The sequence below is a fragment of the Thermomonospora catenispora genome, from assembly GCF_006363815.1.
Taxonomy (GTDB): domain Bacteria; phylum Actinomycetota; class Actinomycetes; order Streptosporangiales; family Streptosporangiaceae; genus Thermomonospora; species Thermomonospora catenispora.
In genome coordinates this window covers 63,328-79,092 of the sequence record NZ_RRYT01000024.1, presented here as the reverse complement: position 1 = coordinate 79,092, position 15,765 = coordinate 63,328, and the positions used below count along the sequence as shown (strand labels likewise).

The following is a 15,765-nucleotide window of genomic DNA, read 5'->3' as shown; positions in this document are numbered from 1 at the left end:
GCCAGGAACTTGGCGTTGTCGAAGTAGGGGTCGCGGACCTTGGCGGGCGGCCCGGAGGACGCGGCGGCCGGGCCCGGCGCGGGGGCCCGTCGCGCCACGGCGGCCTCAGCCGCGGCCATGGGGGAGGACGGGCCGCCGGCCGGCGGCGGGGACGGTCCGGGCGGCGGGCCGCTCATGCCGGGGGGACCGCGTGAGGTCGTCCCGGGGCCGTCGCCCGGTGCGGGATCGCGATGTCCTGCCGGGGAGCGGTGGAGAGGTCACGATGCCGACTCCGTCGTTTTTTCGGGGATCGGGGGACGCGGGGCATCGATCGCAAAATCGCCCCGCGTCGATCACCATCGGCCGCAATGGCCGCAATCGGCCACGGCCGGTGAAATGCGCACGCGGCCGCCACGCCGGTCCGACCGGGCCGTTCGCCGCGCGCATCGGGACGGTCGTATCGGACCGTATCGCGCTCAGCGGCGTTCGTACAGCCGTACCGTCCCGCCGCGGAACTGCCACCGGCCGACCCGCCGCCATTTCGTCGACCGCCGGAATTCGTCTTCCTTGACCCGCTCCCACGAGCCCGGAGCGCCCTCCAGGTCGGACCGGTCGACGTACCAGACGCGCCGCACCCGCGCAGCCCGCCGCCGCAGGATCGAGACGTCGGATATCTCACTGCCCTGCAGATCGGCGGCGTCGGCGGCGGGCCGGTCCACTGTCAGGTCGGGCAGCCCCGCGAACGCCTTCGGCTCGGCCGCCGTGATCCGGCGGTAGATCTCCTCCTCGAACACCAGCCCGTCGCCGGGCCGCCGGTGCTCGGCGATGATCCGGGCGACCTGTCGCACGTCGTCGACCCGGGACTCGGGCGAGCGCACCTGCAGATGCATGGGCACGGTCAGCGCGAGCATCGCCGCCAGCGCCGGGACCGCCCCCCACCACGGCAGGACGCGCAGCCCCAGGGCGACGAGCAGCGCCACGCCCGGCACCGCGAAGATCACATAGCGCAGCCAGTAGATCGGTTCGATCAGCGAGGCGGCCAGCAGCAGGGCGGGCGGCAGCACCGCCCAGGCCGTCGCCAGGATCCGCAGGTCCACCCGCGCCCGGGGGTCGGGCCGCCACCACCAGGCCGCCGCCGCCAGCACCAGCACCGGGACGATCAGGATCCGGCCGCCGGCGAACGCCTCCAGCAGCCGCATCACCGCCGCCGCGTCCGGGGCGGTGATCCAGTCCACCTGCTTGGCCCGCTGCCGCAGCGCCAGCGGCAGGATCGGCGAGAACACCGCCGCTCCCGCGCCCGCCGCCGCCGCCCATCTGAGCAGCACGGCGCGGTCGCCGCGCACCGTCCACAGCGCGGCCAGGTGGGCGGGCAGGATCAGCAGCGTGAACATGTGGATCCAGCCGACCAGCGTCACCGAGGCCGCATAGATCGCGAACCGGCGGCGGGTCCGCTCCTGGACCGCCCGGACCAGCAGATACGTCGAGACGGCCGCCAGCGCGGTCGTGACGGTGTACTGGCGGGCCTCCTGGGCGTGCCGCGAGAGCACCGGCGAGACCGCCACCAGCAGGCCCGCCGTCATCCCCACCCGGGCGTCGGCCAGCCGCCCGCCCAGCGCGGCCACCGTCGCGGCGGCGCCGGCCAGCGCCAGCACCGACGGCAGCCGGATCGCCAGATCGCCGGTGCCGAACACGGCCGTCCAGGCGTGCATGAACAGGTAGTACAGCCCGTGCACCGCGTCGATGTTGCCCAGCAGCCGCAGCAGATCGAGCAGGGAGCGCGTCGCGGCCGCCGACAGGGTGGCGGCCTCGTCCCGCCACAGCGGCGGCGCGGTGATCCGCCACAGCCCGACCGCCAGGGCCGCCGCCGCCGCGAGCGCCGGCACCGCCCGGCGGGCCGGGCCCGACGTCACCGGCTCCTGCGCTCGCGCAGGGCGCGCGCCCGGCCGGACACTCCCCACTGGGTGACCCGCCACATCGCCTCCGCCATGACGTCCCTGCTCATCTTGCTGTCGCCGCGCTCGCGCTCGATGAAGGTGATCGGCACCTCGACCACCCGCAGCCCGGCCTGCACCGCCCGGTAGGCCAGATCGATCTGGAAGCAGTAGCCGCGCGAGTCCACCCCCTCCAGACCGATCTTGTGCAGCGCCGTCGCCCGGTACGCCCGGTAGCCGCCGGTCGAGTCGCGCAGCGGCACCCCCAGCAGCAGCCGCGCGTAGGTGTTGGCGCCGCGCGACAGCGCCTCCCGCCGGAGCGGCCAGTTGACCACCCGGCCGCCGGGCACGTAGCGGGCGCCGATCACCACGTCGGCGTCCACCAGCGCCGTCAGCAGCGCGGGCAGCTCCTCGGGCTGGTGGGAGCCGTCGGCGTCCATCTCCACCAGCACGTCGTAGCCGCGCTCCAGGGCCCAGCCGAACCCGGCCAGGTAGGCCGCGCCCAGCCCGTCCTTACCCGTGCGGTGCAGGACGTGCACCTGCTCGTCCTCGGCCGCCAGCCGGTCGGCGATCTCCCCGGTGCCGTCCGGGCTGGCGTCGTCGACCACCAGCACCTCCACCGCAGGCACCGCCGCGCGCACCCGGGCCGTGATCGGCTCCAGGTTGTCCCGTTCGTTGTACGTCGGGATGATCACCAATACCCGGCCGAGCCCCTGCGGAATCTGCACCGCCGGATCCCCCTTTCGTGCCCGGTGACGCCGGGAGCGTCCCCTAAGGTGTTCTGCATCGCCCCGCTGCCGCGGGGATCGTCCGGCCCCTTGGACGGGCCTTCGTCATCCGGTGTGCGATCTTTCCGGAGATCATTCCGGCGTGCGCGGACATCTTCGGATCTGCTCGGTGGCCTGACGGCTCCCGAGGCCGGTTCTGTGGAATGGAGCGGAGTGAAAGCAGCAGTCCGCCTGGTCTTGGCGCACGGGCTGTTCGCCCTCGTGCTGGCGGCCGCGGTGGCGGTGCGCCGGCTCGCCATGCTGGGGTACCCCTCGGTGCTGTGGTTCGGCGACTCCCGCACCTATCTGCAGGGTGCGATCGTCCTCGAACCCTCCTATCTGCGGCCCAGCGGCTACTCGATCTTCCTGTGGCTGTTGCGGCCCGCGCACAGCTTCACCGTGGTGCTCACCGTGCAGCACGCGATCGGCATCGCGCTCGGCGTGCTGGTGTACGCGGTGGTGTGGCGGGCCGCGCGGGCGGCCTGGCCGAAGCGGATCTGGCTGCCGGGGCTGGTGGCGACCCCGTTCGCCGCGGCGGTGCTGCTGGACGGACACCTGCTCCACCTCGGGCACATGCTGATGTCCGACCTGCTGTTCACCTTCTGGGTGACGGCGGCGGTCGCGGTGGTGCTGTGGCGGCGGCGGATGGGCTGGTGGACGGGGGCGCTGGCCGGGCTGCTGGTCTCCTTCGCGGCGCTGACCCGTTCGGTGGGGCTGCCGCTGCTGGCGGTGGTGCTGGTGTGCATGGCGGTCCGCCGCGCCGGCTGGCGTGCCATGACGGCGGCGACGGCGGCCTGCGTGCTCCCGGTGCTGGGCTACATGACCTGGTTCCACTCGGTGTACGGCAAGTTCGCGATGACCGGGACCGACCAGATCTTCCTCTACGGCCGGACCGTCGACTTCGCCGACTGCTCGAAGCTCGAGCTGCCGCCCGAGGCGAGGCTCATGTGCCGCGACCACCTGGAGCCCCATCCCCAGATCGCCCCCGCCTATCGGGCGCTGTGGGGGGTGGACTCGCCGTTCGAGCAGATCGTGGGCGGAATGTACAACCCCGTGGCCAACGAGCTGGCCGGGGAGTTCGCCCGGACCGCCATCCGGGAGCAGCCCGGGGACTACCTGCGCGTCATCCTCCGCGACACCTTCCGTGCCTTCGAGTGGGAGCGCAAGCCCTACCCCACGCCGTGGACGGCGGGGAGCTATGAGTTCCGGGAGGGTGCGTCGCTGCGCAGGGCGGACGCCGAGCTCGCCTACATCTACGGCGGGCACACGGGCGTCGCCCGGGTCGTCGAGCCGTACGCCGGTCGGATCCGCGACTACCAGGACACGGTGTACGTGCGCGGGCCGATCCTGGGCGGGATGCTGCTGATCGGCCTGGTGGGCATGGTGGTGCGGATCCGCCGGCTGGGCGATCCGGTGCTGCTGCCCTGGGCGGTGGGGACGGCTCTGCTGGTGGTCCCGGCGGCGACCGCCGACTTCGACTACCGGTACGTCCTGCCCGCCCTTCCGTTCGCGGCGATGGCCGCCGGGCTGGCGCTCGTCCCCCGCCCGCGGCGCGCCGAGTCCCCCGCCGCCGAGTCCGCATCCCCCGGACGGGAGGCGAAGTCCCCTGGGCGGCCCGGTGAGCGGCCGGAGACGGAGCCCGACGGGCCCGGTGAGGCCGCCGGCCCCGGCGGGCCCGCCGAGCCCGATGAGCCCGATGAGCCCGGTGATCCGGGCGAGCCCGGCGAGAGGCCGGGCGCGGGGCCGGGGGAGCGGGCCGTCGCGGCCGCCGGCTGACCGCCGGACCGGTGTGCCGGCATGCGGCGGGCCCGGGCCCGCCGCATGCGGAGCGGCGTCGGGGCGTCAGGACAGCAGCAGGTCCACCACCCGGGAGGCGGCCTCCCCGTCGTCCATCGGGCAGTACCGTTCGCGGAACGCGCGGAGCGCGGCCGCGTGCTCCAGGGCCGTGGCGTCCAGGTCGCGCAGCACGTCGATCACCTCGTCGGTCGTGCGCAGCAGCGGCCCCGGGGCCTCCTCCGCCAGGTCGAAGTAGGCGCCGCGCAGCTCGTCGGTGTAGAACTCCAGGTCCGGCGTGAAGAACAGCAGCGGCCGTCCCGTGCCGGCGAAGTCGAACATCACCGAGGAGTAGTCGGTGATCAGCACGTCGGCGATCAGGAACAGCTCGCCGATCTCCGGATACGCGGTGACGTCGATCACCTGGGACCCGATGCCCGTCGTCCGGTCGGCCACCAGATGGTGCTGCCGCACCAGCACCGCGAACTCCTCGCCGAGCGCCTTGGCCACCTGTTCGACGTCCAGGGCGAGCCGCACCAGCCGCCCTCGGGTCAGGTAGACGTCCTCCCGCCAGGTCGGCACGTACAGCGCCACCCGGCGGCCGGAGGGGATGCCCAGCCGGCGCCGCACCTGCAGCGCCCGCGCGTGCCGGTCGGGGGCGTACAGCAGGTCGTTGCGCGGATAACCGGACTCGATCACCTCGCCGTCGTACCGGAACGCCTTGCGCAGCAGCTCGGTGACGTGCGGGCCGGGGGAGAGCAGGGCGTCCCACATCGGCACGTCCTCCAGATAGCGGTCCAGCGCGGTGGTGCCGGCCGCGATCCGCCCTCCCTGGACCAGGTCGAAGGCGATGTGCTTGTAGGGGGTGCCGTGCCAGGTCTGCAGGTACCGCTGGCCCTCCCGCTTGACGTAGCCCTGCATCTGCAGGCAGTTGTTGACGATGATGCGGGCCGAGGAGGCGATCTCGTAGTACTCGCTGCTGCCGCGCAGCACGGTGCGGCCGTCGCCGGGGACCCGGAACTGGCCGTCGGCGGTCGACCAGACCAGGTCCATGTCCACCCCGCGGCGGACCATCTCCTCGTAGATCGCCTTCGGATTGCAGGAGTACTGCCGGCCGAAGAAGCTCTCGAACAGCACCGCGTCCCGCAGCGGGGCGGCACCGGTGTGGGCGGGGGAGAAGTACCGCTGCTGGAGCCGCCGCTGGGCGTACGGGCCGCGCTCGTCGTCGGTGAGCCCGGAGCGGATCCGCAGCGACATCAGATCGCCCTGGTAGGGGCTGATCGCCAGCTCGTGCACGCCCGCGGTCCGCGGCTCGAGCAGCGTGTCGCGGATGCCGCGGTCCACCGCCACCGGGGCCTCGCCCGCCGGGCCGGGCGACCACATCTCCCAGCGGCCCGACGGCAGCGGCAGCACCCCCTGCAGCGTCTCCCGCTCGGTGGTGACCAGCGCGGTGAACTCCGCACCGTCCCAGGTCACCGGGACCTCGTGGGTGTCGCTGGTGCGGCGCCGGCGCAGCACCAGCCGGTCGGGCCGGGTGTCGGGGTCGATGCACGAGCCGGTCAGCCGCAGCGTGCGCGCGTCCACCCACTCGGCCGCGGTCACCACCAGCCGGGGCAGATGCTCGCTGATCGTCAGGTTGCCGTACTTGGTGCTGACCAGCTGGTACTCGTGCCCGCCGGCGGTGGTGCGGGCGTCGCGGAGGTCGGCCTGCACCGCCAGCCGCACCCTGGTGCCGCCCGCCGCCAGGTAGGCGTCCCACTCGATGCTGTCGGCCGCGTTCTCCAGTTTGGCGACGGCGACCTTGCCCACCAGGTCGGCCGGGTCGATCCGGGCGGTGAACGTCACCCGGCCGCGTTCGGACCCGGTGGCGGTCACCGGCTGCCGCACCGTGGTCTTGCCCTGCCGGTACGACAGCTCCAGCCGGCCGTTGCGGACCAGGCCGGCGTCCTCGCTGCGCACCCAGCCGGTCAGCTCGATCACGCTGCCGTCCAGCCGCACCCCGGTGGCCAGCGCCCGGACCGGCTGCACCCCGATCAGCAGCTCGTCGGCCTGGGAGTACTTGGGGGTGATCCGCAGCCCGGAGCCGGCCTCGCGGGCCGGCGGCCACAGCGCCGCGCCCTTGGGGTTGGCCAGCCGGACCCGGTGCCGCACCCCGCCCGCGGTCACCGTCACGAACACGTGCCAGGTGCCCTTCGAACGGCCCAGCTTCGCCTCGTCCAGCTCGACGGCGAACGCGGACCAGTCCTGGCAGGCGGTGGCCTGCTTGCTGTCGGCGGTGATCTCGGGCCGGCGCAGCCGCTCCACCTTGGGGCGCAGCGCCCAGGGGAGCTTCAGCCGCCTGAGCCGGCGGCGGATCTCGACCTCGATGACGGAGTCCTCGGGCTCGGCGGTGTCCACCCGGTCGATGTAGGCGTGTCCCTCGATCCGCAGCCGTCCGTCCCGCCAGGAGAGCGAGTGGACGCCCGTCACCGGCACCAGCTCGTGCTCCGGCGACAGCTCGTACAGGTGGTCGGGGAACCGCGGATCGCCCAGGAACGGGTAGTCGCCGTACCAGCGGTCGGAGCCGGGCCGGCGGACGGCGCTGGTGCGGCGCGGGTCGCTCTTGGAGAACGAGACGATCCGCACCAGCTCGGGCATCATCCGCTGCCGCACGGCGTGGAACTTCAGCCGTTCGATCGCCGGCAGCTCGGCGAACAGCGCCGGGTCGACCTGGTCGAGGTAGTCGTTGACCAGGTCCAGGAACGTCTCCCGGTAGGCGTCGTCGCCCTGGTCGACCGCGTTGACGAAGATGCGGATGTCGTCCAGCAGCGTGTACCGGTCGTAGGTGCTCTTGAGCTCGGGGCAGCGGGCGGCCAGGAAGTCGGCCGCGGAGCGGACCGAGCGGATCCGGTCGGCCAGGTTGCCCGGCTCGGTGCGCCGCTGCGTGATGGAGCGGTCGCCCTCTCCGCGGATCCGCCAGTGGTAGACCGTCTCGCGCAGCACGTCCACGGACCGGGCGAGCACGTGCGCCGGGACGGTGACCGGGATGTCCTCATACAGGCCCGGCGGGAAGCGGAAGTCGTGCTCGTCCCAGAACGAGCGGCGGAACACCTTGTTCCAGGCGGTCCGGTCGTTCAGCAGCTCGGGGAACTTGCGCACATGGGTCTTGGGTCGGCTGACCTGGAAGATGTCCTGGTGCAGGATCGAGGGGATCAGGCCCTGGGCGCTGATCCGGCGCACTCCGCCGCAGGCGATGTCGGAGCCGGTCTCCTCCAGGCTGCCGACCATCAGCTCATAGGCGTACCGGGGGAGCACATCGTCGCTGTCGGCGAACGCCAGGTACTTGCCGGTGGCGTGCGCCACTCCGGTGTTGCGGGCCGGACCGAGGCCGGCGTTGTCCTGCTGGACCAGCCGGAACCGCGGGTCGCGCTCGGTGAACTCCTTGGCGATCGCGGCGCTGCCGTCGGTCGACCCGTCGTCGACCATGACGACTTCGAGCTCCCGCAGGCTTTGCCGCTCCAGCGATTCCAGGCATTCCCGCAGGTAGGGCTCTACGTTGTAGAAGGGGACAACGATGCTCAGCAGGGGTGACACGATCCTCCTGGTCGGATGACGGGGTCGGCCGCGCGGCTGCACGGCGCGGCTGCACGGCCCGGCACCGGAGCGGGCGGCTTCCGAGGAGCGTGCTGCAACCGGAAAGGTTAACCGATTTCAGACGACATGATGACTCTGTCGGGAATCATGGAGATGTTCCCGACAGTGCCATTTGTCGAGAGTGTTCTACCCCACTCCCGCGGGCTTTTCTCCTGACCGGTTCCCTTTGTTCGTCGAGACATGCCGGGAGTCGGCCGGACGCCGCAGCCCGGTGAACATGCGGCTGGCGTCCGGCTCCACCAGCCAGCGGAACATCTTGGTCACCAGCGGGGTGCACAGCAGCGTCCCGACCGTCACCGCGATCGCCGCCATCGCCAGCACGCCCGGGATCGAGTGCCAGATCTCCAGATCGTCGAACCCGCTGTAGGTCATCAGCCGGGTCCCGAAGCCGTGCAGCAGATAGGCGTACAGCGTGGCCGACCCGAGCCCGGTGAACCAGGTCCGCCGGTTCGGCACCAGCGACAGGAACGCGGCGATCAGGATCAGCGCGACGATCAGCATGGTCAGCCGCATCATGGTGCCGGTGAGGGCGTCCACGCCGAACTTCGAGTGCGGGTTCTTCCAGTACACCCAGCCGATGGCCATGTGCCGCCGGGCGACGAACGCCACCGCGAACGCCCCCGCCAGCGTCAGCACCCCCAGCACCCGGGCGATGGGCCGGTGCAGCAGCGCGAAGTGCTCGCGGCGCAGCAGCAGCCCCAGCACATAGAACGGCAGCAGCCCCAGGGTGCGGTGCAGCTCCAGCTCACTGCCCAGGTCGTCCATGTACGACAGCAGCGAGATCCCCACCGCCACCGCCAGCGGCCAGCGGATCTGCTGCCACACCGGAGTGGACAGCCGCCACCAGAACAGCGCCAGCAGGAACCACGTCAGGTAGTAAGGGTCCAGCAGGCTGAGGGTCAGCTTGTTGCCGCCGACCGCCCAGTTGTACACCGAGTACAGGAATTCGAACAGCAGGTAAGGGACGAGGAGCTGGAGAACGAGTTTGCGCGCCTTGCCCGACCCGAAGGTGAAGTTCCGCGACAGATAGCCGGTGATCAGGATGAACAACGGCATGTGGAACAGGTAGATGGTCAGGTACGCCGCGCCCGCCAGGGGCACGTCGCGCAGCCCGACGATGGAGTGCCCGACCACCACCAGCAGGATCGCCAGGAACTTGGCGTTGTCGAAGTAGGGGTCGCGCTCCTTGCGGGGGCGCCGTCGGGGGGCGTCCGCGGGCTGAGTCGTCGGGGCGGGGGCGGTGGTGGTCTGCGTCATGCGTGGAAGTTCCGGGCCGGGGGGAAAGGGGGATCAGGACTTACAGACGTCGTCGGTGGCGCGCACCTCGTCCTTCTGTCGGGGGATGCCCGACTTGCGGGGCTTGAGGGAGGTCCAGTCCGCGCCCAGCACCAGGTCCACCATGCCGGGGCCGGCGCCGGTCGTGCGGGGGGCCGGCTTGGCGTCGGGCACCACCTCGGCGAGCGTCTTGGCCTGGTGGTCGGCGCCCGGCCCGTACAGCACCCGGGTGGTCCGGCGGGCGGGCTGGTTGCCCACCTGCACGACCTGGAAGCCGCGCGCCTCCAGCTCGTCGGCGACCCGGCGGGCCAGCCCGTCGACGCCGCTGGCGTTGTAGACCCGCACCCGCACCTGGTTCGGCGGGATCTTGGCGCCGCCGGTGTCGTTCGGCTTGGTCTCCTCCTCCAGGCCGGTGTCGGTGCGGATCGCGGTGAAGAACTCGTTGGCGTCCGGCTGCCGCAGCGCCACCCGGTTGGGGTCGAGGGGGTGGTACATCCACGGCACGGTGACGAACCGCAGCTTGCCGGCGGTCAACCCCTGCATCCCGCGGGCGATCTTGGTCATCGCGCCGATGTCCAGGTCCTCGTCGGCGGTCAGCGACTTGGTGGTCGCGTTCAGCAGCGCGTTCAGCTTGGCCGGGTTGCTCAGCACGCCGGCGCTGAGCGCCTTCTTGGCCATCGACCCCATGAACTGCTGCTGCCGCTTGATCCGGTCCAGGTCCGAGCCGTCGCCCAGCGACTTGCGGGCCCGCACGTAGGCCAGCGCGGTCTCGCCCTGGACGACGTGCCGGCCCTTGGGGAGCCGCAGGTTGGCCTGCGGGTCGTTGACGGCCTTGGGCAGGCAGATCTCCACGCCGCCGATGGCCTTGGTGATGTTCTTGAAGCCGGTGAAGTCGACCTGCAGGAAGTGGTCGATCTTGATCTTGGTGAGCTGCTCGATGGTCTTGACCGTGCAGGGCGCCCCGCCCCGGGTGAACGACTCGTTGATCATCGCCGAGCTGCTGGCCGGGACGACGCGTCCGTCCCGGCTCTTGCACTCGGGGATCGGCACCAGCAGGTCGCGGGGGAAGCTGATGCCGATCGCCTGCTGCCCGCCCGGCGACAGGTGCAGCAGGATCATGGTGTCCGAGCGCGGCGGATCGTTGACCATGCTCCGGCCGTACCTGGCGTTCGCGCCGCTGCGCGTGTCGGAGCCGAGCAGCAGGATGTTCAGGGCGTTGTTGAGCTTCTCCGGGCGCGGACCGTAGTTGATCGACTCTCGGGCGATGTTGCCGTTCAGCTTCCGGTAGTACCCGTACAGGCCCAGGCTCGAGCACACCAGGGTGACCGACAGGCCGATGGCGACCCAGCCGAGGATGCGCCAGCCGCGCTGGTGCTCCTGCGGCGCCGGATCTGCGTCATCGACGTACTCCATGTACATCGGGTTGCTGTTCATGGGCTCCTGCGGTCGGGCGCGGGACCCCCGCGGGGGTCGGGGTCAGTGCTGGATCACCAGTCGGCGGACCGCCCGGGCGCCCGCGGGCTCACGCGGATCTCAACCCGGCGCATCGGCCACCGTTGTCACATGCTCCAAAGAGATACGTCGGTCAAGGGCTGCTCTGTCGAGATTTCGTTGAATTATGGCCGAACCGCCCACGGCGAGGGAGCCGATGAGGCCGGTCGGCGTCTCGCCGAGAGCGGCGGAGGGCGGGTCGTCCGGCGCTCGGCCCTCGGCGTCCACCTCCCGTGAACGGGTGGCTTCCGCGTCTCGGGAGGCCGGTTCACCCGCCTTAAGTGTGACATATGCCACGTGTGTCCCTATCGCCCCCTCCGCAACACGCAGCGCGGGCGCCTCCACGTTCACCGGAGGGTACGGCATGAACCGGTCTCCGCACCCCCGGATCCCGACTGCGCGGCCCGGGCCCGACCCCCGAAGAGACCGCGTGAGGTCGGCGTGAGGTCGGCGTGAGGTCGGCGTGAGGTCGCCTCGACACCGGCGGCCCGCCGCCCCGACCGCCGGCCGGCGGGCCCTCCACGGCCGCGACCGGGGCCGCCGTGGCGCGCCGGCCCCGCGACGCCCGGCCGCCGGGCGGGGAGACGAGGGCGCACCGCGCCATGCCACGGCCCGGCGAGGGGTGCGCTCCACCGGGCCGAGGTCGCTACTCTGCGCTGTCAGTGGACGAGCATGAGCAGCTCAGCACCCGCCCGCCCCGCGAGGCGGGCCGCCGTGCTGCCCTCAGGCTGCGGCTGCCCAACCCCTTCCCCAACGACCCGCGGGACTTCGGCGACTCCACCCGCGCCGGGCGAGTGCTGGCCCGGCTCACCGTCGCCCCCGCGCTGCTGATCGTCGCCTGGCTGGCGGTGTCGCTGCCGCTGCTGATGGCGGGGGCCTACGACCTTGGGCCGTCGCTGGCGCTGTTCGCGCCCGCGGCGTTCCTGGTGCTCAAGGCCGGCTTCTGGGATCGCACCAGGCGGGAGCTGACCGTCGGGCTGCGCGGGCGGGTCTCCTGGTGGGTGACCGGCTCGGTGATCGCGGTGGCCGTGGCGTTCTTCGCGCTCGAGGTCGCCATGTGCGCCGAGCAGATCGTGGTGCGCCGCGACCCGGCCTCCTATGTGCAGTTCGCCACCTGGCTGACCGACCACGGCAGCCTGCCGATCGATCCGATGCGGGAGGCGTTCGGCTCGGCGGACCGCCGCCTGGACTACGGCGGACCGGCGTTCTACGAGGAGGGCGGGCGGATCGTCCCGCAGTTCATGGCCGGGCTGCCGATGGTGCTGGCGCTCGGCGGATGGCTCGGCGGCACCGGGGCCATGCTGCTGATGGCGCCGCTGCTGGGGGCGTGCGCGGTCCTGTCGTTCGGCGGGTTGACCGCCCGGCTGGTCGGGCCGCGCTGGGCCCCGGTGGGGGCGCTGGCGCTGGCGCTGACGCTGCCGATGCAGTGGCTGGCCCGCTCCACCTACAGCGAGCTGCCCGCGCTGGTGCTGCTGCTGGGCGGGCTGAGCCTGGTGGTGGACGTGCGGGAGCTGGAGTCGCGCGCGGCCCGGGTCCGGGCGTTCCTGGCCGGGCTGTCGCTGGGGCTGGTCCTGCTGGTGCGCATCGACGGCATCCGCGACCTGCTGCCGGTGGCGGTGTTCGCCGGCCTGCTGGCCGCCCGCCGGCGTCCCACCTGGCCGCCGCTGGCCCTGGGCCTGGGCCTGGGCGCGGGGGCGGGGCTGCTGGAGGGCTATGTCAAGTCCCGGCCCTACCTGGAGTATCTGAGCGACTCGCTGCATCCCGCGCTGTTGCTGGCCGCCGCGGTGCTCGTCGGGACGGTGCTGCTGGCGGCGCTGCTGCGGTGGGGGCCGACCGGGCTCCGGCTGCGCCGGCTGGGCGCGGCGCTCTCCCGGGGGCCGCTGCCCTCGCTGGCCGCCGTCGGGGTGGTGCTGACGGTGGCGGCGTTCGCGCTCCGGCCCCTGGTGCAGACCGTCCGGCGGGAGCCGCGCACCGAGGAGGACCGGGCCAACGCCGAGTTCATCGAGCAGATCCAGCGCATCGACGGACTGCCGATCGACGGCTGGCGGCAGTACGCCGAGCACTCGCTGCACTGGGTGGTCTGGTACCTGGGGCCGCCCGCGGTGGCGCTGGCCGCGTTCGGCGCGGCGGTGCTGGCCCGGCGGCTGCTGCGGCGGCGGACCGGCGAGTGGACGCTGCCGTTCATGATGATCGCCTGGTCGACGGTCACCGTCCTGTACCGGCCGGGCATCACCCCCGACCACCCCTGGGCCTCCCGCCGCCTGATGGGGCTGGTGCTGCCGGGACTGCTGCTGCTGGCGCTGTGGGGGGCGGCCTGGTGCGTCCGCCGGGTGCGGCTCTCGCAGCGCCGGCGCGCCGCGCTGCCCGTGGCGCTGGCGGGCGCGCTGCTCATCACCGTCCCGATCGCGGTGACGGCGCGGCCGCTGATGTTCACCCCCACCGAACAGGGCGAGCTGCACGCGGTCCGCGAGATGTGCCGCAAGATCGGACCCGGCCGCTCCGTGGTCATCGTCGACCCCGTCATCGCCGACCGCTTCCTCCCGGTCGTCCGCGGCATGTGCGGCATCCCCGCCGCCCGCCCCGCCCCCGGCGTCGCGGGCCGCGACTTCGAACGCGTCCTCGACGGCATCCGCGAGGCCGGCCGCCGCCCCGCCGTCCTCGGCGCCACCCCCGACCAGGTCTCCTCCCATGGCGTCCCCGAACGGGTCTTCCACCTGCGCACCCGTCAGGACGAGCGCTCCCTGACCAGCCCGCCCAACGGCACCTGGCCCCTGTCGATGGAGGTCTGGATGTCCGAGCCCGCCCCCTAGCCCGGCGCGGCCCCGCGTCCCCGTACCGGCCCCGTACCTGCGGCGGAACGATGTGCGGGTGTCCAGCGGCGTCGGTATTCTCGGCCCGCGTGAGCATCCAGCCCGAGACCGGAGCCGAGTCCGTCCACGTGACGATCGTCCTGCCGTGCTACAACGAGCAGGACCACGTGATCGACGAGGTCGAGCGCATCTGCAAGGCGATGGACGCCAGCGGCCACAGCTACGAGCTGCTGGCGGTGGACGACTGCTCGACCGACGACACGCTGGCCCGGCTGGAGGAGGCCGCGCCCCGTTTCCCCAACATGCGGGTCATCGCCTTCCAGCACAACAGCGGCTCGGGCACGGTACGGCGGATCGGCACCCAGCAGGCCCGCGGCGACATCGTGGTGTGGACCGACGCCGACATGACCTACCCCAACGAGCGGATCCCCGAGCTGGTCGACATCCTCGACAGCGACCCCTCGGTGGACCAGGTCGTGGGCGCCCGCACCACCGAGGCCGGCAGCCACAAGCTGCTGCGGGTGCCGGCCAAGTGGTTCATCCGCAAGGTCGCCGAACGGCTGACCAACACCAAGATCCCGGACCTGAACTCGGGGATGCGGGCGTTCCGCCGCGAGGTGTCGCTGCCTTACCTGCGGCTGCTGCCGCCCGGGTTCTCCTGCGTGACGACGATCACCATCGCGTTCCTGGCCAACCAGCACCCGGTGCGGTACATCCCGATCGACTACTACAAGCGGGCCGGCAAGTCCAAGTTCCGCTTCTTCAAGGACGCCTACCGCTACATCCTCCAGGTGCTGCGGATGGTCATGTACTTCAACCCGCTGGCCGTGCTGATGCCCCCGGCCCTGTGGCTGCTGGGGATCGGCGTGGTCAAGGGGATCTTCGACATGATCGTCCACTTCGGCTACTTCGCCAACAACACCGTGATGATCTTCATCTCCGGCCTGTTGATCGCCTCCCTGGCGCTGCTGGCCGACCTGATCGTCCGCTCCCGGGGCGACACGTGAGGATCGCGATCGTCGGGCCCGCCTTCCCCTACAAGGGCGGCGGCGCCCACCACACCACCGAGCTGGCCCACCGGCTCGCGGGCGCCGGCCACGACGTGGTGATCGAGTCCTGGAAGGCCCAGTACCCGTCCTTCCTGTATCCCGGGCAGCAGACCATCGACGCCCCCGAGGGGAAGCCGTTCCCGCGCACCCGCCGCGAGCTGGCCTGGTACCGCCCGGACGGCTGGCTGCGCGCCGGGCGCGCGCTGCGCTCGGCCGACCTGGTGGTGCTGGCCGTGCTCACCCCCGTCCAGGTCCCCTCCTACCTGGGCATCCTGCGGGGCGTGCGGGGCCGGGCCAAGACGGTGGCGCTGTGCCACAACGTGCTGCCGCACGAGCGCAAGCCCTACGACGTGCCGCTGATGAAGGCCCTGCTGCGCCGCGTGGACGCCGTGCTGACCCACTCGCGGCAGCAGGCCGATCTGGCCCGCACCCTCACCGACCGTCCGGTGACCGTCGCCGAGATGCCGCCCCACCTGCCCGCCCGGGCGCCGGGAGGGGCCGCCGCGGGCGACGGCGTGCACGACCGTCTGCTGTTCTTCGGCATCGTCCGCCCCTACAAGGGCCTGGACGTGCTGCTGCGCGCCCTGGCCGCCGGCCCTCCCCGGGCGCGGCTGACCGTGGCCGGGGAGTTCTGGGGCGGCGTGGAGGAGACCCGCGCGCTCATCGCCTCCCTGGGGTTGACCGACCGGGTGGAGCTGCGCCCCGGCTACGTCCCCGCCGCCGAGGTCCCGACGCTGTTCGCCGAGGCCGACGCCCTGGTGCTGCCCTACCGCTCGGCGACGGCGAGCCAGAACGTCTGGATGGCCCACGAGCACGGCGTCCCCGTCATCGCGACCCGGGTCGGCTGCTTCCCCGACCAGGTCACCGACGGCGTGGACGGCCTGCTGTGCGAACCCGACGACGTCGACTCGCTGGCCGAGGCCCTGAGGCGCTTCTACGCCCCCGGCGAGCCGCAGCGCCTGCGCGCCGGCGTCCGCCCGGTGGACGACGCCCCGCTGTGGGACGCCTATCTGAAGCGTCTGCTGGCCGCGTGACCGCCGCCCGCCCGATCCCGGCC

At 72.5% G+C, this 15,765-nt stretch carries 9 protein-coding genes; 4 read left to right on the top strand and 5 right to left on the bottom strand.

The window, feature by feature from the left end; translation table 11 throughout:
- Nucleotides 1–455 precede the first annotated feature (455 nt).
- Both EIO00_RS18075 and EIO00_RS18070 read right to left on the bottom strand, forming a co-directional pair.
- The gene (locus EIO00_RS18075) at nucleotides 456–1,889 is read right to left on the bottom strand and encodes a glycosyltransferase family 39 protein (protein ID WP_140180516.1); all 1,434 of its coding nucleotides are present in this window, start codon (nucleotides 1,887–1,889) and stop codon (nucleotides 456–458) included.
- Entirely contained in the window at nucleotides 1,886–2,638 is a 753-nt protein-coding gene (locus tag EIO00_RS18070) for a polyprenol monophosphomannose synthase (protein WP_140180514.1), read from the bottom strand. The genes EIO00_RS18075 and EIO00_RS18070 overlap by 4 nt, the downstream gene beginning before the upstream one ends.
- Nucleotides 2,639–2,851: 213 nt before the next feature.
- On the opposite strand from EIO00_RS18070, the gene EIO00_RS18065 reads away from it, so the two are divergent.
- Nucleotides 2,852–4,453 (top strand): hypothetical protein, encoded by a 1,602-nt coding sequence (locus EIO00_RS18065; RefSeq protein WP_140180512.1) that lies wholly within the window; start codon nucleotides 2,852–2,854, stop codon nucleotides 4,451–4,453.
- A gap of 66 nt (nucleotides 4,454–4,519) precedes the next feature.
- On the opposite strand, the gene EIO00_RS18060 is transcribed toward EIO00_RS18065, so the two are convergent.
- From EIO00_RS18060 to EIO00_RS18050, 3 genes are all read right to left on the bottom strand, one after another.
- A complete protein-coding gene (locus EIO00_RS18060) occupies nucleotides 4,520–8,023 on the bottom strand; it encodes a bifunctional glycosyltransferase/CDP-glycerol:glycerophosphate glycerophosphotransferase (protein WP_161602748.1) in 3,504 nt (1,167 codons plus the stop codon).
- A gap of 186 nt (nucleotides 8,024–8,209) precedes the next feature.
- A complete protein-coding gene (locus tag EIO00_RS18055; RefSeq protein WP_140180508.1) occupies nucleotides 8,210–9,340 on the bottom strand; it encodes an acyltransferase family protein in 1,131 nt (376 codons plus the stop codon).
- A 33-nt stretch (nucleotides 9,341–9,373) separates the two neighbouring features.
- Nucleotides 9,374–10,792 carry an LCP family protein gene (locus tag EIO00_RS18050; protein ID WP_140180506.1) on the bottom strand — a complete coding sequence of 473 codons (1,419 nt, stop codon included), beginning with the start codon at nucleotides 10,790–10,792 and terminating at the stop codon, nucleotides 9,374–9,376.
- Between the two features lie 719 nt (nucleotides 10,793–11,511).
- Here EIO00_RS18050 and EIO00_RS18045 point away from each other — a divergent pair.
- The 3 genes from EIO00_RS18045 (at nucleotide 11,512) to EIO00_RS18035 (ending at nucleotide 15,742) form a co-directional block, all read left to right on the top strand.
- Complete coding sequence (locus EIO00_RS18045) at nucleotides 11,512–13,659, top strand: hypothetical protein (protein WP_241661440.1); 2,148 nt, start codon at nucleotides 11,512–11,514, stop codon at nucleotides 13,657–13,659.
- An 89-nt stretch (nucleotides 13,660–13,748) separates the two neighbouring features.
- A complete protein-coding gene (locus EIO00_RS18040) occupies nucleotides 13,749–14,666 on the top strand; it encodes a glycosyltransferase family 2 protein (protein WP_140180504.1) in 918 nt (305 codons plus the stop codon).
- Nucleotides 14,663–15,742, top strand: a complete 1,080-nt coding sequence (locus tag EIO00_RS18035; protein WP_140180502.1) for a glycosyltransferase family 4 protein — start codon at nucleotides 14,663–14,665, stop codon at nucleotides 15,740–15,742. The genes EIO00_RS18040 and EIO00_RS18035 overlap by 4 nt, the downstream gene beginning before the upstream one ends.
- Nucleotides 15,743–15,765: the final 23 nt, after the last annotated feature.

Bases quoted from the DNA above. Each gene is read 5' to 3' on its own strand.
- EIO00_RS18050 (WP_140180506.1), bottom strand. From the start codon at position 10,792: ATGAACAGCAACCCGATGTACATGGAGTACGTCGATGACGCAGATCCG.
- EIO00_RS18055 (WP_140180508.1), bottom strand. From the start codon at position 9,340: ATGACGCAGACCACCACCGCCCCCGCCCCGACGACTCAGCCCGCGGAC.